Origin of the sequence: Acidiphilium sp. PA, assembly GCF_026191915.1 — a bacterium.
Classification (GTDB): domain Bacteria; phylum Pseudomonadota; class Alphaproteobacteria; order Acetobacterales; family Acetobacteraceae; genus Acidiphilium.
Genome location: NZ_JAIMBY010000002.1, coordinates 89,228 through 105,808, shown reverse-complemented (window position 1 = coordinate 105,808; position 16,581 = coordinate 89,228). Strand labels below are relative to the sequence as shown.

The 16,581-nt window shown below is 65.2% G+C and carries 12 protein-coding genes; 6 read left to right on the top strand and 6 right to left on the bottom strand.

Features of this window, described 5'->3' with window-relative positions; all coding sequences use genetic code 11:
• Positions 1–77: 77 nt before the first annotated feature.
• The 3 genes from AruPA_RS04025 to AruPA_RS04015 all read left to right on the top strand — a co-directional run bounded on the left by AruPA_RS04025 (position 78) and on the right by AruPA_RS04015 (position 3,804).
• A complete protein-coding gene (locus tag AruPA_RS04025; RefSeq protein ID WP_265635276.1) occupies positions 78–1,598 on the top strand; it encodes a glycosyltransferase family 39 protein in 1,521 nt (506 codons plus the stop codon).
• A gap of 134 nt (positions 1,599–1,732) precedes the next feature.
• On the top strand, positions 1,733–2,428 hold the full coding sequence (gene otsB / locus AruPA_RS04020) for a trehalose-phosphatase (protein WP_265635274.1): 696 nt from the start codon (positions 1,733–1,735) through the stop codon (positions 2,426–2,428).
• Positions 2,425–3,804, top strand: a complete 1,380-nt coding sequence (locus tag AruPA_RS04015; protein ID WP_265635272.1) for a trehalose-6-phosphate synthase — start codon at positions 2,425–2,427, stop codon at positions 3,802–3,804. Before otsB ends, AruPA_RS04015 begins: the two co-directional genes overlap by 4 nt.
• Here the strand turns inward: AruPA_RS04015 and AruPA_RS04010 are convergent.
• The 6 genes from AruPA_RS04010 to carA all read right to left on the bottom strand — a co-directional run bounded on the left by AruPA_RS04010 (position 3,769) and on the right by carA (position 12,227).
• Complete coding sequence (locus AruPA_RS04010; RefSeq protein ID WP_265635270.1) at positions 3,769–4,422, bottom strand: RluA family pseudouridine synthase; 654 nt, start codon at positions 4,420–4,422, stop codon at positions 3,769–3,771. The genes AruPA_RS04015 and AruPA_RS04010 overlap by 36 nt on opposite strands.
• Positions 4,423–4,551: 129 nt before the next feature.
• Complete coding sequence (locus AruPA_RS04005) at positions 4,552–5,748, bottom strand: threonine ammonia-lyase (RefSeq protein ID WP_265635269.1); 1,197 nt, start codon at positions 5,746–5,748, stop codon at positions 4,552–4,554.
• 4 nt (positions 5,749–5,752) lie between these two features.
• Complete coding sequence (gene greA / locus AruPA_RS04000; protein ID WP_029314711.1) at positions 5,753–6,226, bottom strand: transcription elongation factor GreA; 474 nt, start codon at positions 6,224–6,226, stop codon at positions 5,753–5,755.
• An 84-nt stretch (positions 6,227–6,310) separates the two neighbouring features.
• Positions 6,311–9,553, bottom strand: a complete 3,243-nt coding sequence (gene carB, locus AruPA_RS03995) for a carbamoyl-phosphate synthase large subunit (RefSeq protein WP_265635266.1) — start codon at positions 9,551–9,553, stop codon at positions 6,311–6,313.
• Positions 9,554–9,634: 81 nt separating this feature from the next.
• Positions 9,635–10,816: an ATP-binding protein gene (locus AruPA_RS03990; RefSeq protein WP_265635263.1), complete on the bottom strand. Its 1,182-nt coding sequence runs from the start codon at positions 10,814–10,816 to the stop codon at positions 9,635–9,637.
• A 61-nt stretch (positions 10,817–10,877) separates the two neighbouring features.
• Positions 10,878–12,227, bottom strand: a complete 1,350-nt coding sequence (gene carA, locus AruPA_RS03985; protein WP_265635262.1) for a glutamine-hydrolyzing carbamoyl-phosphate synthase small subunit — start codon at positions 12,225–12,227, stop codon at positions 10,878–10,880.
• A gap of 109 nt (positions 12,228–12,336) precedes the next feature.
• On the opposite strand from carA, the gene AruPA_RS03980 reads away from it, so the two are divergent.
• From AruPA_RS03980 to rpoD, 3 genes are read left to right on the top strand one after another with little or no spacing between them, the layout of a single operon-like run.
• Positions 12,337–12,801 (top strand): GatB/YqeY domain-containing protein, encoded by a 465-nt coding sequence (locus AruPA_RS03980; protein ID WP_265635260.1) that lies wholly within the window; start codon positions 12,337–12,339, stop codon positions 12,799–12,801.
• Positions 12,798–14,609 (top strand): DNA primase, encoded by a 1,812-nt coding sequence (dnaG, locus tag AruPA_RS03975; RefSeq protein WP_265635257.1) that lies wholly within the window; start codon positions 12,798–12,800, stop codon positions 14,607–14,609. The genes AruPA_RS03980 and dnaG overlap by 4 nt, the downstream gene beginning before the upstream one ends.
• A 46-nt stretch (positions 14,610–14,655) precedes the next feature.
• Entirely contained in the window at positions 14,656–16,575 is a 1,920-nt protein-coding gene (gene rpoD, locus AruPA_RS03970) for an RNA polymerase sigma factor RpoD (RefSeq protein ID WP_265635256.1), read from the top strand.
• The last annotated feature ends 6 nt before the right edge of the window (positions 16,576–16,581 follow it).

The following is a 16,581-nucleotide window of genomic DNA, read 5'->3' as shown; positions in this document are numbered from 1 at the left end:
CACTGCAAATCAGGATCGCGCGATCTCACGCCGCGGCGGCTTGACCGCCGCAACGACCTCGCCCATGCCGCACGGCGATGAGACACCGATCCCCCGCCGCTCAGGCCGCCCTGGTCATTCTGCTGGCAACCGCCATCCGCCTCGTCTTCGCCGCCGGCATGGGTCTCGGCATCGACGAGAGCTACATGGTCTCGGCCGTGCATACCTATCAGCTCTCCTATTTCGATCATCCGCCGATCTCCTGGTGGATGGAACTGACCATCCAGCACCTCACCGGGCTGCACACGCCGTTGATCGTGCGCCTGCCCTTCATTGCGCTGTTCGCTGGCACCGGGGCTTTGATGTTCGGCTTCACCCGCCGCCTGTTCGGGTCGCGCGCGGCGGTCTGGGCGGTCGTGGCGCTGAACGTGTCGCCGGTGTTTTCGCTCGCCTTCGGCACCTGGGTGCTGCCGGATGGCCCGCTCGATTTTTTCCTGCTCGCGGCGGCCTGGGCGCTCGCGCGCGCGGTCGGCGTCGCACAATCTGCATGGGCGGCGGAGCCTGAACCGGCATTCTGGCCGCTGGCCGGGCTGTGCGCCGGGCTCGCCATGACCTCGAAATACAATGCCGCGCTGAACTTGCTGGGCGCGCTGGCCTTCCTGATCCTCGACCGGCGTGGCCGCCGCGCGCTCGCCAGCGCCGGGCCCTGGCTCGCCTGCCTGATCGCGCTGCTGGCGTTCTCGCCGGTGCTGTTGTGGAACGCGCTGAACCATTGGGCCTCGTTCGGCTACCAGGGCGCACGGGCGACCGGATTCGGCATTCATCCACTGCGCCCATTCCTCGTCTGGGCCGGCGAGGGTGTGTTCATCGCACCATGGATTTTCGTCCCCATGGCATGTCTGCTGGTCGGCGGCCTGCGCCCCGGGGCGGACCGGCGGGCGCGGTTCCTGGCGTTGCTCGGCATCATCCCGATCGTGCTGTTTTCAGCAATATCGTTCTGGTCGTCGCGCAAAATCCTGTTTCATTGGGCCGCCCCCGGCTATCTGATGCTGTTTCCCCTGCTCGGCGACTGGCTCGCCCGCCTCGGGGCCACCGCGCGCCGCTGGGCCGCGGGCGTCGCCTGGGGCACCGCCGCCGTGCTGACGCTGGCCGTGCTGTTCATCGGCGCGCAATTGCGGTTCGGCATCGTGCCCGGGTTCAACGCCCGCTTCGCACCCGGCAAATCCCCCGAATTGCAGGCGATCGACTGGCGCAGTTTCCGCGCCGCACTGGCGGCGCGCGGCGATCTGTCCCACCCGAACCTCGCACTCGCGGCCCTGCGCTGGTACGACGCCGGCAAGATCGCCTACGCCGTCGGCCCGACCATGAAGGTCGCGGTCTTCGAAGGCGATCCGCACGAGTTCGGCATCACCACGCCGCCGCAATCACTGATCGGCGATGATATTCTGATCGCCGCGATGCCTGGCGACGTCACCGCGATCATGCGGCGCTACGCACCGCGCTTCGCCTCGATCAGCATCGCCAAACCGATCGACATCATCCACCACGGCCACGTGCTGCTGCGCATCCCGATGCTGCTGGGGCACGATCTCCAATCCTGGCCGACCCCGGGCCCCTGATCTGCGGACACCCGATCTCCGGGCGCGTTCGTATCGCATCCGTCAACCCAGGGCGGGAAACGTTTGCTTGATCGGGCGTTCGCTTGATCGGCGCCTGATGACTGCCCATCTATTACACAATGTTACCTAACCTGATGCCCACCCACGCGCTGTTCCTCGACCTGGACGGCACCTTGCTCGATTTCGCACCGACCCCCGCCGAGGTCGTCGTGCCCGCCGGTCTGCCGGCGCTGCTGACGTCGCTCGCCGCCGCACGCAATGGCGCGCTCGCGATCCTGTCCGGCCGCACCATGGCCGATATCGACAGCGTCACCGGCACGGCCTTCCCCGCTGGCGCCGAGCACGGCTTCGTCTGCCGCGACAGCGCCGGCGTGATCCACCAACCGATCACGACCACCGCAAACCGCCCGGCCTGGCGCCAGGCACTGCACGATGCCGCGGCCGCCATGCCCGGCGTCGCGATCGAGGAGAAACGCTACACGCTGGTCGCCCATTTCCGCCGCGCACCGGAGCATGGCCCGGCCCTGCGCACGCTGATCGATCGCCTGATCGAGGGCGTGCCGGATATCGACGTGCTGCCCGCCAACATGGCGTGGGAGATCCGCCCGGTCGGCGCGGATAAAGGCCGGGCGCTGGAGTGGTTCATGCAACAGACACCCTTTGCCGGCCGCGTGCCGGTGTTCGTCGGTGATGACACCACCGATGAAGCGGCGATCGCGGCAGCCCGGGCGCAGGGCGGCATCGGCCTGCACGTGCATCGCGATTTCGATGGCACCACCAACGCCGTCCGCGCCTGGTTGGCGCGCGCGGTGGGGACGCCGCAGCCATGAGCCGCCTCGTCGTCGTCTCCAACCGCGTGTCGATGCCGACCGAGCGCGGCGCTAGGGCCGGCGGCCTCGCGGTGGCGCTGGCCGAGGCGATGACCCCGGGCTCGCTCTGGTTCGGCTGGTCCGGCAAACGCGGTGCGACCGCGTCCGATCAGGCCGCAGTCACCACTCACGGCGGCCTGACCTACGCCACGCTTGATCTGAGCGAATCCGATTACCGGCGCTTCTACGTGGGATTCTCGAACGGCTCGCTCTGGCCCCTGCTGCATTACCGGACCGGTCTGCTCGATTTCAAACGCGATGATTACGAGGGCTACCTCGCAGTCAACGATCTGTTCGCCGACCGCCTGGTTCCCCTGCTCCGGCCGGACGACACGATCTGGATTCACGACTACCAGCTCCTCACCATGGCCGATGCGTTGCGCCGCCGCGGTGTGAAAAACCGCATCGGGTTCTTCCTGCATATCCCCTTCGTGCCGCCCGCCGTGCTGCACGTGCTGCCCTCCGCCGCCGTGCTGGTGCGCGCGCTCGCCGCCGCCGATCTGGTCGGGTTTCAGACCCATGGCGATCGGATGAATTTCCTGGAATCGGTCGCGTCCTGCATGGACGTCCGCCCCGATGCCAACCACGGCTTCACCCATAACGGCCATCGCACCGAAACCATCGTCGCGCCGATCGGCATCGATGCCGATGGCTTTGCCCGCACCGCCCGCCGCGCCGCCGGCATGGCGGAGACCAAACGCCTGATCGAAAGCCTGGTCGGCCGCGCGCTGGCGATCGGCGTCGACCGGCTCGACTACACCAAGGGTCTGCCGCAACGCTTCGATGCGTTCGGCCAGTTGCTGCACCGCCACCCCGAACATCTCCGCCGCATCAGCCTGCTGCAAATCGCCGCCCGCTCGCGCGAGGATGTCGACCGCTATCAATCCCTGCGCCGCGAGCTCGACCGCAAGGCCGGTGACATCAACGGCGCCTATTCCGATTTCGACTGGACGCCGCTGCGCTACATGACCCGCACGGTCAACCGCAACACCATCGCCGGTTTTTACCGCCTCGCCCGCATCGCGCTGGTGACGCCGCTGCGCGATGGCATGAACCTGGTCGCCAAGGAGTTCATCGCCGCGCAGAATGCCAACGATCCCGGCGTTCTGGTCTTATCACGCTTCGCCGGCGCGGCGGAGGAATTGACCGAGGCGCTGATCGTCAACCCCTACGATGCCGATGCGGTGGCCGACGCCATGCACGCCGCCCTGGTCATGCCGCTCGAGGAGCGCGTGGCACGCCACGCCGCCTTGTTGACCAAGGTGCAGCGCACCACCGCCGCCTCGTTCTGCCGGGATTTCCTAGCACGTCTCAAGGCGATCGAAATCAACGCCTGAGAGCGCCGCCCGCAGCGTATCCGGCACCGGAGCCACCGCGCTGACCATCGGGTCGAACGGCAGGACCAGCCGCCGCGCGAGCAGACACAGCCCCTTGCCCGCCTTGCCGTACAACGCGTCACCGACAATCGGATGCCCCATCTCGGCGCAATGGACCCGAAGCTGATGGGTCCGCCCGGTGCGCGGCGAGAGCTCAAGCAGCGTGCGCCCGTCCGATGTCGCGCGCACGCGCCACTCGCTGATGGCGGGTTGCCCCTTGGGATCGACCACGATGCGCCAGCCGGCGGGCGCGGTGCGCTTGCGCAACGGCGCCGCCATCGTGCCGTGCGATGCGCGGGGCATCCCCTGCACCACCGCCCAATAGGTCTTGTGCACGGTATGGGCCGCGAAGGCGGCCTGCAGCGCGACCAGCGTGGTCTTGCGCCGCGCGATCGCGAGACAGCCGGCGGTATCGGCATCCAGCCGATGCGCGAGCCACGGCCCGTCATGCCCGCGCCGCCACTGCGGAAAAAAATCCTCGACGCTCGCGCCCCCGCGCGGACCGGCGTGGCAGGCCAGACCGGAAGGCTTATCGATGATCAGCAGATGATTGGATTGATACAAAATCGCCGGCAGCACGACATCACCTCAACACCCACTGTCAGCCCAACCCTGCGCGTGACCCGCTCCACACGCGCAAACCCAGCATAACAAAGTTTTTTTGCTTCTTTTTTTACAAAAAAAGAAGTGCTTCCTTCACGTCCGCAATCACATCCGCCGAACCGTATAAACCTCTTCGAGCGCCGCCACGATCGCGTTCCCATGCGCCGCATCCCGCGCCTCGATCATGATTTCCAGATGCGCCGCCTGCACGGTCGGCGAGGCGAACAGCCGCTGGTGCACGACTTCGATGATATTGCCGCCGCCATTGCCGATCCGCGCGGCGATATCGGCCAGCACGCCCGGGCGATCGGGGATTTCCATCAGAATTTTCAGGATGCGGCCGTCGCGCAGCAGGTTGCGCAGCAGGGTATTGGCGAGGGTGCGGGTATCGATATTGCCACCGCAGATCGGCAGCGCCACGGTTTTGCCGGCGAAACGATCGGGAAAGCTCAGCACCGCCGCAAGCCCGGCCGCGCCGGCGCCTTCAGCCACCAGTTTGCTGCCTTCGATCAGCAGCGCGATCGCCTGTTCCACCGCCGCCTCCGGCACCACCACCACCTCGGTGCCGAGATCGCGCAGGATCGACAGCGGCAGGCGCCCGATATCGCGCACCGCGATGCCTTCAGCGATGGTCGCACCCCCCACCTCGATCGGCTTGCCGGCCAGCGCCTGGGCGAACCCGGCATAAGACTCCACCTCGACGCCCAGCACCGTCAGCGCCGGGCGCCGCGCGCGCGCCGCGATGGCGCAGCCCGACAAAAATCCGCCGCCGCCGGTCGGCACCACCATGATATCCAGATCGGCCGCATCCTCGATGATTTCGAGCGCCATGGTGCCCTGCCCCGCGATCACCGCGGGATCGTCATACGGGTGCACGAACACCAGCGATTCCGCCCGCGCCAGTTCATGCGCATGGCTCGCCGCCTCGGCCAGGGTTTCGCCGTGCAGCACGACGCGCGCACCCCAGGCGCGGGTGCGCGTCACCTTGGTGGTCGGCGTGAAGCGCGGCATCACGATGGTCGCGGCGATGCCGGCCAGCTGCGCATGACGTGCCACCGCCTGGGCGTGATTACCGGCGGACATCGCGATCACGCCGCGCGCACGCTCGGCCGCACTGAGCAGCGCGATCCGGTTGGCCGCCCCGCGTTCCTTGAACGCACCGGTCGCCTGCAGATTTTCGAGCTTCAGCAGTACGCGCGCACCGGTCGCACGCGACAGCGCATCCGAATAGACCAGCGGTGTGCGCTGCACCGCGCCGGCGATGCGCGGAACCGCCGCCTCGATATCCTCGATCGTGACCAACGGCTCAGCCGAACCGGACGGTCAAAATCTCGTAGCTGCGATCGCCACCGGGTGCCGGCACCGAAACCGTATCGCCCGGCTTCTTGCCGATCAGCGATTTCGCGAGCGGCGAGGTCACCGAAAGCCGGCCAAGCTTGATATCCGCCTCATGCAGACCGACGATCTGATACCGCACCTGCTTTTCGGTCTCCTCGTCGATCAGTTCGACCTGCGCACCGAATTTGATCGTATCGCCCGACAGCGTCGCCGGGTCGATCACTTCGGCGGCGGAAATAATTTCCTCCAACTCCGCAATACGCCCCTCGATAAACGATTGGCGCTCCCGCGCGGAATGATATTCCGCGTTCTCCGACAAATCGCCATGGCTGCGCGCCTCGGCGATCGCGCGAATGATCGCAGGTCGTTCCTCCACCTTGAGGTGGCGCAATTCGGTTTCGAGACTGGTCAATCCGGGCCCGGTCATCGGGAATTTTTGCACGGCGATTCCTTACGTCAGAGACGTCAGCAGGCGGTTGGCATGAGTGCGCGCACCGTGACCGGAGGTTTCCGGCCACGGCACCGATTAAAACGATTGGGGAAAATACGACTGAAGCGGCGCAACTTCAAGACTGCCCGCAGCCAGGGCTGCTATGGCGTGCGAGGCCGCGCGCGCCCCGGCGATGGTGGTGAAATGCGGCACCCCGTGCGTCAGCGCGGAACGGCGGATATCGAAACTATCCGCCACCGTCTGCGCGCCGGAGGCGGTGTTGATCACCAATTGCACCTCGCCCGAACGAATCGCATCGACGCAATGCGGCCGGCCCTCCAGCACCTTGTTCACCGCCCGCGCGGTGATCCCCGCATCGGAGAGATGCGCCGCCGTCCCCCGCGTCGCCATGATGGTGAACCCGAGATCGACGAAGCGCCGCGCAATCGAAACGATCGCCGCCTTGTCGCCATCGCGCACCGACAGCAGCACGGTGCCGCCGCGCGGCAGCTTCACCCCCGCGCCCAGCTGCGCCTTGGCGAAGGCGCGCGCGAAACTCGCATCCAGCCCCATCACCTCGCCGGTCGATTTCATCTCCGGGCCGAGCAGCACATCGACGCCGGAAAACCGCGCGAACGGAAATACCGCCTCCTTGACCGCGACATGGCTGCGCATCACGCTGTCATCGAGGCCGAACGAGGCGAGCGTTTCCCCCGCCATCACCCGCGCACCGATTTTCGCCACCGATACGCCGGTCGCCTTGGCGACGAACGGCACCGTGCGTGACGCCCGCGGGTTCACCTCGAGCACATAGACATTGTCACCCTGGATGGCGAACTGCACGTTCATCAGCCCGATCACGTTCAACGCCTTCGCCATCGCCTCGGTCTCCGAACGCAATTCGGCCACCACGGCGGGTGAGAGCGAATAGGGCGGCAGCGAGCACGCACTGTCCCCCGAATGAATGCCGGCCTCCTCGATATGCTCCATCACACCCGCGACATAGACCGTCTGGCCATCGGCGATGCAATCGACATCCACCTCGATCGCATCGTTCAGATACCGGTCGATCAACACGGGATTGCTCCCCGAAACGATCACCGCCTCGCGCATGTAGCGCCGCAGATTGGGCAGATCATACACAATCTCCATCGCCCGGCCGCCCAGCACGTAACTCGGCCGGATGACCACCGGAAACCCGATTTTCTCGACGATCGCCTCAGCCTGCGCCGCCGACCGCGCAGTACCGTTTTCCGGCTGGCGCAACCCGAGCGATTTCAACAAAACCTGGAACCGCTCACGATCTTCGGCAATATCGATCGCATCGGCCGAGGTGCCCAAAATCGCAATCCCCGCATCCTCCAGCGCCCGGCTCAGCTTCAATGGCGTCTGGCCGCCATATTGCACGATGCAGCCGAGCACCGTGCCGTTCTGCTGCTCGCGCCGGATCAGCGCAATCACGTCCTCGGCGAACAGCGGCTCGAAATACAGCCGGTCCGACGTATCGTAATCGGTCGAAACCGTTTCGGGATTGCAATTGACCATGATGGTCTCAAACCCCGCCGCACGCAGCGCATAGGCGGCATGGACACAGCAATAATCGAACTCGATCCCCTGCCCGATCCGGTTCGGCCCGCCGCCCAGAATAACGACCTTCCGCCGGTCGGTCGGCGCCGCCTCGCAATGCGGCGCGCCAAAGCCGCCCTCATACGTCGCATACATATACGATGTGGCCGATGCGAACTCGCCCGCCGTACTGTCGATCCGCCGATACACCGGCACCACGCCCAGGGCCGCGCGTTCCGCCGCGATCGATGCCTCGGCACGCCCGCTCAACTGCGCCAGGCGCTTGTCGGAAAACCCCAGCGCCTTGACCGCGCGCAGCCCTATCACATCCTCCGGCAACCCCTCGCGCGCAATCCGCCGCTCCACCGCGACAATCTCCGCCATCTGCTCGAGAAACCACGGATCAAATTTCGACGTCGCATGAATATCCGCAACCGACAGCCCGGCCCGCAACGCCTGCGCCGCAATCAGCAACCGATCCGGCCGCGGCGTCGACAATGCGGCGCGGAACGCATCATGCGTGCCATCGCCCGGCGCCTCGACCTCATCGAGCCCGGACAGCCCGGTTTCCAGACTGCGCAACCCCTTCTGCAACGCCTCGGCGAAATTCCGCCCGATCGCCATCGCCTCACCGACCGACTTCATCGCCGTGGTCAGCAACGCCGGCGTGCCCGGAAACTTCTCGAAGGTGAAACGCGGAATCTTGATCACCACGTAATCGATCGTCGGCTCGAAACTCGCCGGCGTCACCTGCGTGATATCGTTGCGCAACTCATCCAGCGTATACCCCACCGCCAGCTTCGCCGCGATCTTCGCGATCGGAAAACCCGTCGCCTTCGAAGCCAGCGCCGATGAACGCGACACCCGCGGATTCATCTCGATCACCACCATCCGCCCATCCGCCGGATTGACGCCGAACTGCACGTTTGACCCTCCGGTATCCACGCCGATCTTGCGCAGACACGCAATCGAGGCATCCCGCATGATCTGGAATTCCCGGTCCGTCAGCGTCAGCGCCGGCGCCACCGTCACGGAATCACCCGTATGCACGCCCATCGGATCGATATTCTCGATCGAACACACAATGATGCAGTTATCCGCCGCGTCGCGCACCACCTCCATCTCGTACTCTTTCCAGCCGAGCACGCTCTCCTCGATCAACACCTCCGTGGTCGGCGACGCATCGAGCCCGCTGGTGACAATCTCCAGAAACTCCTCGCGGTTGAACGCAATCCCGCCCCCCGTGCCGCCCAGCGTGAACGAAGGCCGGATCACCGCCGGCAACCCCACCAGCTCCAGCGCCGCCCGCGCCTCATCCAGCGAATGAGCAATCGCACTCTTGGGGCTTTCAATCCCGATCTCGGCCATCGCATCGCGAAACTTCAACCGATCCTCCGCCCGATCGATCACATCCGCCTTGGCCCCGATCAGCTCGACCCCATGCTTGTCCAGCACGCCCGATTTCGCCAGCGCCATCGCGGTATTCAGCGCCGTCTGCCCGCCCATGGTCGGCAACAACGCATCCGGCCGCTCCTTGATGATGATCTTCTCCACCATCTCCGGGGTAATCGGCTCGATATACGTCGCATCCGCCAGCTCAGGATCGGTCATGATCGTCGCCGGATTGGAGTTGACCAGCACAACCCGATATCCCTCCTCGCGCAACGCCTTGCACGCCTGCGCCCCGGAATAATCGAACTCGCAGGCCTGGCCGATGACGATCGGACCAGCACCGATGATCAGAATGGATTTCAGGTCGGTGCGCTTGGGCATGATTAGTCCTTACGTTAAGTGATGAAGGGAAGCAGCAGGGCTCTGCCCTGCACCCGCTGGGGCCTTAGGCCCCAGACCCCGTTAGTCAGGCGGCATGATCCGTCTCAGAAAAAGTTCAAACAACGGCACCGTAAAAGCCGTATCCCCATACGCCGGCGCATAGATCATGCCCTTGGCGATCAGATTGTTCCGCACCGGTCCCACCGTCCGCACCGGCAACCCCAATGCGTCTGCCACATCCCCCGACCGATACGGCCCCGATCCCGGCAGGCTCGCCATCGCCCGCACATAATCCTTCTCGCGCGGCGTCAGACGATCGAACCGCACGCGGAAAAAACTCTCATCAAGCCGGCGGATCGAAACCACCGTCGCCGCTTCGATATCGGCGACATCGATCGGCGACTGCCGCGCCACCTGCCAGGCCTGATAGCCCCATTCCTGGAGATAAAACGGATACCCCTGCGTCTGCGCGATCAGCGCGGCCAGCGCCGCTGCGGTGATCCGCTCACCCTCGGCCTCGATCGGTTTACGAATTGCGTCCGCCGCATCCGCATCCGACAGCGACCCCACCCGCGGAAAATCGAACAGCCGTTCCGCGTAGGATTTTGATTTTCCGGCCAAAGCCAACACCTGCGGCAACCCGGCGCCAAACATCAGAATCGGCAACCGGTCCTGATTGATCCGGTGCAACGCCATGATCAGCGCGCTCATCTCGCGTTGCTTCAAATACTGCAGTTCATCGATCAGCAGCACCACGGTCTGCCCCCGGTCGATCGCAGCCTGGCCGACCGCCTGAAACACCGCCGGCAGATCGATCTCAAGATCGCCACTGTCCGCCGCCCCAACCTCCGGATCGATCTCCAGCGCGATCTCAGCTTCACCGTATCTCAATCGCACCGAACCCATGAAACTCTTCAACACGCGCAACCCGCGCTTCACCGCCTCCGAGAGCGTTCCCAGGCGGTCGAGCTCCAGCAACAAATGCCGTAACGGCGGTACCAGCAGATCGGGCAACGGCTTGATCTCGTGCGCCTCGATCAGAATCGTTCGACACCCCGCATCTCTTGCCATGTGATCGAATTCGTTGAGCAGCACGGTCTTGCCCACGCCACGCAATCCGACCACGATCATCGATTTAGCGGGCCGCCGCAGCTTCGCCCGCCCGATCGCAACGGATGTTTCTTCCAGCAGCCCGACCCGCCCGCTCAACTCGGGAGGCCTGGTGCCGGCGCCGGGCGCAAAAGGGTTGCGAACTGGGTTCATCGCTCAGTTATACAAAGTTTACCCGGTTATACACCAAACACCATATAACCCCGTAAACTCCCTATACGCCCTCCGCCAGCATCGCCGTGAACCGCCCGAACAAATGATGCGCATCGGATGGCCCCGGGCTCGCCTCAGGATGATATTGCACCGAAAAACAACGCTTCCCGGCGCAGGCAATCCCCTCGTTCGACCCATCGAACAGGCTGCGATGCGTCACCACAACATCCGCCGGCAAGGAGGCCTCGTCCACCGCAAACCCGTGGTTCTGGCTGGTGATCTCAACCTTGCCGGTCGCAATCTCCTGCACCGGCTGATTGGCCCCCCGATGCCCGCGCACCAGCTTGTACGTCGTCCCCCCCAGCGCATGGGCAAGCAACTGATGCCCGAGGCAAATTCCGAACAGCGGCACCCCGGCATCGAGCACACTGCGGATCGCCGGCACCGCATACACCGCCGTCGCCGCCGGATCACCCGGCCCGTTCGACAGAAACACCCCGTCCGGCCGGTGGCGCAGAATATCCTCCGCCGAAGCCGTCGCCGGCACCACGATCACCCGGCACCCCGCACTCGCCAGACTGCGGAAAATATTGCGCTTGGCGCCGAAATCGACCGCGACCACGGTATGGCGCGGCGCCGTCTGCCGGCCGAACCCGCTCACCCGGTCCCACAGCGTCTCGGTCCACTCATGGGTCTGGGTGCACGAAACCTCGCGTGCCAGGTCCATCCCGGCCAGACCCGGCCAGTCCCGCGCACGCGCAACCAGCGCATCGAGGTCGAACTGACCATCCTGTGGAAACGCAATCAGCGCATTCGGCGGTCCATCATCGCGGATCGTGCGGGTCAGCGCGCGGGTATCGACCCCGGCAATCCCCGCCAGACCCATCCGCCGGCACCAGCGATCCAGCCCCTCCGCCGCACGCCAGCTCGACGGCGCCGTGATATCCCGGTTGATGACAAGGCCACGGGCAAAACTCGTCGCCGCCTCGATATCCTCGCCGTTCGCCCCGACATTGCCGATATGCGGAAACGTGAACGTAATGATCTGCCCGGCGAACGAAGGATCGGTCAGCGTTTCCTGATACCCGGTCATCCCGGTCGAAAAACACAACTCGGCCGGCATCCCGGCGCTGAACGCGCCGAACCCCTTGCCCCAGAACACCTGTCCATCGCCCAGCACCAGCGCCGCCGTCGCGGCATCCGGCCGCGCCGTCACCCCATCCGGCGCGCTGCCACCCGGCAGGTCCTGCAACGAAAACCCGGTCGCGGCGAGCACCGCCGGCCAGTGCCGGGCCGGAATCGCACCGGCACTGCGCCATTTGCGAACCGCTTCGGTTGAAACCATGGTAAGCCGGGCGGCCGCTTCGGCACCACCCAGACGATCGATCAGTTCAGCGATGGTTTTTGGCATGATGATGCGGTATGCAGGAAATTAAATCCGGGATCAACCAAAAACAGACTGCCCAAGGTCATTGCGGAAATAGTTTCCGCAACGCCAGGGTGACAATGGAGTGAATAGCATGAGCGCCTTACGAACCCAGATCCAGGCCGACCTGAAAGCGGCGATGCTCGCCCGCCAGCCGCTCGCCGTCTCCACCCTGCGCATGGCCGCCGCCAAACTGAAGGATGCGGATATCGCGGCCCGCCCCAAAGGCATCGAGGCGATCTCCGATGAAGACATCGTGGCCTTGCTGCGCGGCATGGTGAAAACCCGCCGCGAGTCCGAAGCGCAGTACCGCCAGGGCAACCGCCCCGACCTCGCCGATCAGGAGGCCGCGGAAATCGTCATCCTCGAAGCCTACCTGCCCCGTACCCTGCACGGCGAGGCGCTCGATGCCGCGATCGCCCAGGCCATCGCCACCAGCGGCGCCACCGGCCCGAAAGACATGGGCAAGGTCATTGCCGCGCTGAAGGCCGCCCATGGTCCTGCGCTCGACATGGCCGCCGCCTCGGCCGCAGTGAAGGCGAAACTCGCCGCACCATGAGCCTGCCGCCCAATTTTCTGGACGAATTGCGCGCCCGCACCCCGCTGGCGCCGCTGGTCGCACGCAAGGTGCGGCTCGAGCGCGCCGGGCGCGACCAGAAGGGCTGCTGCCCGTTCCACAACGAAAAATCGCCGTCGTTCTACGTCTATGACGATCACTACCATTGCTTCGGCTGCGGCGCGCATGGCGATGCCATCAGCTTCGTCATGCAGAACGAAGGGGCGACCTTCATGGAAGCGGTCGAACGCCTCGCGGCCGAGGCCGGCCTCGCCGTGCCAAAACCCACCCCCCAGGCCGCCGAAGCCGCGCGGCGCGAAGCCGACCTGTCCGATGTGCTGGAGGCGGCCGGTGCGGAATATCGCCGCCTGCTGCGCACCCCGCAGGGTGCGGCGGCCCTGGCCTATCTGCGCGGGCGCGGCCTGAGCGATCCCATCATCGAGCGGTTCGGCCTCGGCTGGTCCGGCGAAGGGCGCGGCACCTTGCGCGAGGCGCTCGCCCGCCAGGACATCACGCCCGCCAGAATGATCGAGGCGGGGTTGATGAAGGCGGGCGAGCGCGGCCCCGTCGATTATTTCTTCGCCCGCGTGATGTTCCCCATCCGCGACCGTCGCGGCCGCATCATCAGCTTCGGCGGCCGCCTGCTGGGCGATGGCCAGCCGAAATATCTCAACGGCCCGGAGACCGATTTATTCTCCAAGCGCCAGACCCTGTACGGGCTCGACATCGCCCGCGCCGCCGTCCGCAACGGCGCCGCACTCATCGTCGTCGAAGGGTATATGGATGTCATCGCCCTGCACGAAGCCGGCTTCACCGGCGCGGTCGCCCCGCTCGGCACCGCCCTGACCGAGGCGCATCTAGCCGAATTATGGCGCGTCTCGCCCCGCCCGCTGCTGTGCTTCGATGGCGATGCCGCCGGCCGCCGCGCCGCACTGCGCTCGACCGAGCTTGCCCTGAAAGCCCTCGCGCCGGATCGCGGCCTCGCCATCCTGCGGCTCAAGGAGGGTGACGATCCGGACAGTTTCGTCCGCCGCGAGGGCGCGCCCGCCCTCGCCGCCCTGATCGCCGCCGCCCCCAATCTCGCCGAAACCCTCTACGACATGCTGGCCGAGGGGGCCCAGCGCACCACGCCGGAAGGGCGCGCCGCCTTTCGCAAACGCCTCGAAGCCGCGGCGCGCAGCATCGAGGATCGCTCCCTCGCCGGCGAATATCGCGCCGCCCTGCTCGACCGTCTCTACGCCGAACGCCGCCAGTCCTTCACCGCCGGCCCCCAGTCGAGGCGCAACGGCGGCGCCCGCGCCGCCTCGCCGCACGTCGTCCTGCCCCGCCCTGCGATCGATGCCGAAACGACCTCTGCGCGCCGCGCACGGCTGCTGACCGCAATTCTGCTTTGCCATCCGACACTTTTGCCCGATCTTGAGGAGGCGTTTGGTCTGCTGACCCTGCCGGACGACTGTGCCCGGCTGCGCGATTCAATGGCCCGATGGTTTCACGGTGCCAAAGCCCTTGACTCGGACGATCTGCTCAACCATTTGACCCAATCGGGTCTGCGGGATGTGGCCGAGCCCTTGCTCGCGCTCATGCCGCAACGCGCTCCCGACAATGACGCAGCCGCGATGGCTGAGTTGGAATCATCTTGGTACGGGATCTACGGGCTCATGAATTTGAAGCATCTGCAGGTGCAATGCGAAGAGCAGAGACTCCGTTTCGAAGCTGATCCGACCCCTGAAAATCTCGAGCGGCACCGCATATGCGTGATGGCCCTCAAGCGGGTCGAGCGCGGCGAATCCGACAGTGATGCCCTATTTTGACCGGAATGATGTGCGATCTCTCTCTTGCCTTGGAGACTAACGACTGATGGCGACGAAACAGGCGACCCAGACCGAAACCACCGCACCTGAGGCCGAGGCCGACACGGTCACGCTCGACATTCAATCCGCCTCGGTCAAGCGACTGATCGCGAAAGGCAAGGAGCGCGGCTACATCACCTTCGATGAGCTGAACGCCGTCCTGCCATCCGACCAGAACAGCTCCGAACAGATCGAGGACGTCATGTCGATGCTCAGTGAAATGGGCATCCAGGTGGTCGAAGGCGAAGAAGCCGAGGATACCGAAGCCACCCCCGCCGCCGAAAAGGAAGAGGAGGCCGTCGAGGCCGACGACGAAACGCCCGCCGGCAACATCAGCGAAAGCAGCGGCAGCCGGACCGACGATCCGGTGCGGATGTATCTGCGCGAGATGGGCACGGTCGAGCTGCTCTCCCGCGAGGGCGAAATCGCGATCGCCAAGCGGATCGAGGCCGGACGCGACATGATGATCGGCGGCCTGTGCGAAAGCCCGCTGACCTTCCGCGCCATCATTTCGTGGCACGAGGCCCTCAAGGACGGCAAGATGCTGCTCCGCGACGTGATCGATCTCGAAGCGACCCAGGGCGGCGGCGATGCCGGGTTCAACCCGTCGGCACCCGTGGTCGAGGAAATCGACGACGAGGAAGAATCCGAAGGCAGCGGCATGTCGCTCTCCGCGGTCGAGGAGAAGCTCAAGCCCGAAGTGTTCGAGACCTTCACCGAAATCGAGAAGCTCTACGAGAAGTTCATGAAGCTCCAGCACAAGCGGCTGGACGCGCTGAACGCCGGCGAGGAAGCCAGCACCCGCTCGGAAAAAACCTATGAGAAACTGCGCGACGAACTGGTCGCAAAAGTCGAGCAGGTGCGGCTGCACACCAACCGGATCGAGGAACTGGTCATCCAGTTAAAGGAGCTCAACCAGCGCATGAACGGGCTGGAAGGCCAGATGATGCGCCTGGCCGAAAGCTGCAAAGTGCCGCGCGATGAGTTTCTGAAAGCCTATCGCGGCCGCGAAATGGACCCGGCCTGGCTCGATGAAGTGGCCAAACTGCCCGGCAAGGGCTGGAAACTGTTCGTGCCCCGCTATGGCACGCAGATCACCGAATTGCGCGCCCAGGTCGGCCGCATCGCCGCCGAAGCGCAACTGCCGATCGAGGAATTCCGCCGCGTCTACGCAACCGTCTCGCGCGGCGAACGCGATTCGACGCGCGCCAAAAAGGAAATGATCGAGGCCAATCTCCGCCTCGTCATCTCGATCGCCAAAAAATACACCAACCGCGGCCTGCAATTCCTCGACCTGATCCAGGAAGGCAATATCGGCCTGATGAAGGCCGTCGATAAATTCGAATACCGCCGCGGCTACAAATTCAGCACCTACGCCACCTGGTGGATCCGCCAGGCGATCACCCGCAGCATCGCCGATCAGGCCCGCACCATCCGAATTCCGGTGCACATGATCGAAACGATCAACAAGCTGGTCCGCACCTCGCGCCAGATGCTGCACGAAATCGGCCGCGAACCGACACCGGAGGAGCTTGCCGAAAAACTCGGCATGCCGCTCGAAAAAGTCCGCAAGGTACTGAAAATCGCCAAGGAGCCGATCAGCCTCGAAACCCCGATCGGCGATGAGGAAGACAGCCATCTGGGCGATTTCATCGAAGACAAGAACGCGATCATCCCCCTCGATGCCGCGGTCCACGCCAACCTGCGCGAAGCCGCCACCCGCGTGCTGTCTTCGCTCACCCCGCGCGAGGAACGCGTGCTCCGCATGCGGTTCGGCATCGGCATGAACACCGATCACACGCTCGAGGAAGTCGGCCAGCAATTCAACGTGACGCGCGAACGCATCCGCCAGATCGAGGCGAAAGCCCTGCGCAAGCTCAAACACCCGTCACGCAGCCGGAAATTGCGGAGCTTCCTCGAAGACTGAGGCAAA

What these genes read in the sequence shown, in the direction of transcription:
- AruPA_RS04015 (WP_265635272.1), top strand. Translation starts at nt 2,425, where the DNA reads ATGAGCCGCCTCGTCGTCGTCTCCAACCGCGTGTCGATGCCGACCGAG.
- dnaG (WP_265635257.1), top strand. Translation starts at nt 12,798, where the DNA reads ATGAGCCTGCCGCCCAATTTTCTGGACGAATTGCGCGCCCGCACCCCG.
- carA (WP_265635262.1), bottom strand. Translation starts at nt 12,227, where the DNA reads ATGCCAAAAACCATCGCTGAACTGATCGATCGTCTGGGTGGTGCCGAA.
- AruPA_RS03990 (WP_265635263.1), bottom strand. Translation starts at nt 10,816, where the DNA reads ATGAACCCAGTTCGCAACCCTTTTGCGCCCGGCGCCGGCACCAGGCCT.
- AruPA_RS04025 (WP_265635276.1), top strand. Translation starts at nt 78, where the DNA reads ATGAGACACCGATCCCCCGCCGCTCAGGCCGCCCTGGTCATTCTGCTG.
- carB (WP_265635266.1), bottom strand. Translation starts at nt 9,553, where the DNA reads ATGCCCAAGCGCACCGACCTGAAATCCATTCTGATCATCGGTGCTGGT.
- rpoD (WP_265635256.1), top strand. Translation starts at nt 14,656, where the DNA reads ATGGCGACGAAACAGGCGACCCAGACCGAAACCACCGCACCTGAGGCC.
- otsB (WP_265635274.1), top strand. Translation starts at nt 1,733, where the DNA reads ATGCCCACCCACGCGCTGTTCCTCGACCTGGACGGCACCTTGCTCGAT.
- AruPA_RS03980 (WP_265635260.1), top strand. Translation starts at nt 12,337, where the DNA reads ATGAGCGCCTTACGAACCCAGATCCAGGCCGACCTGAAAGCGGCGATG.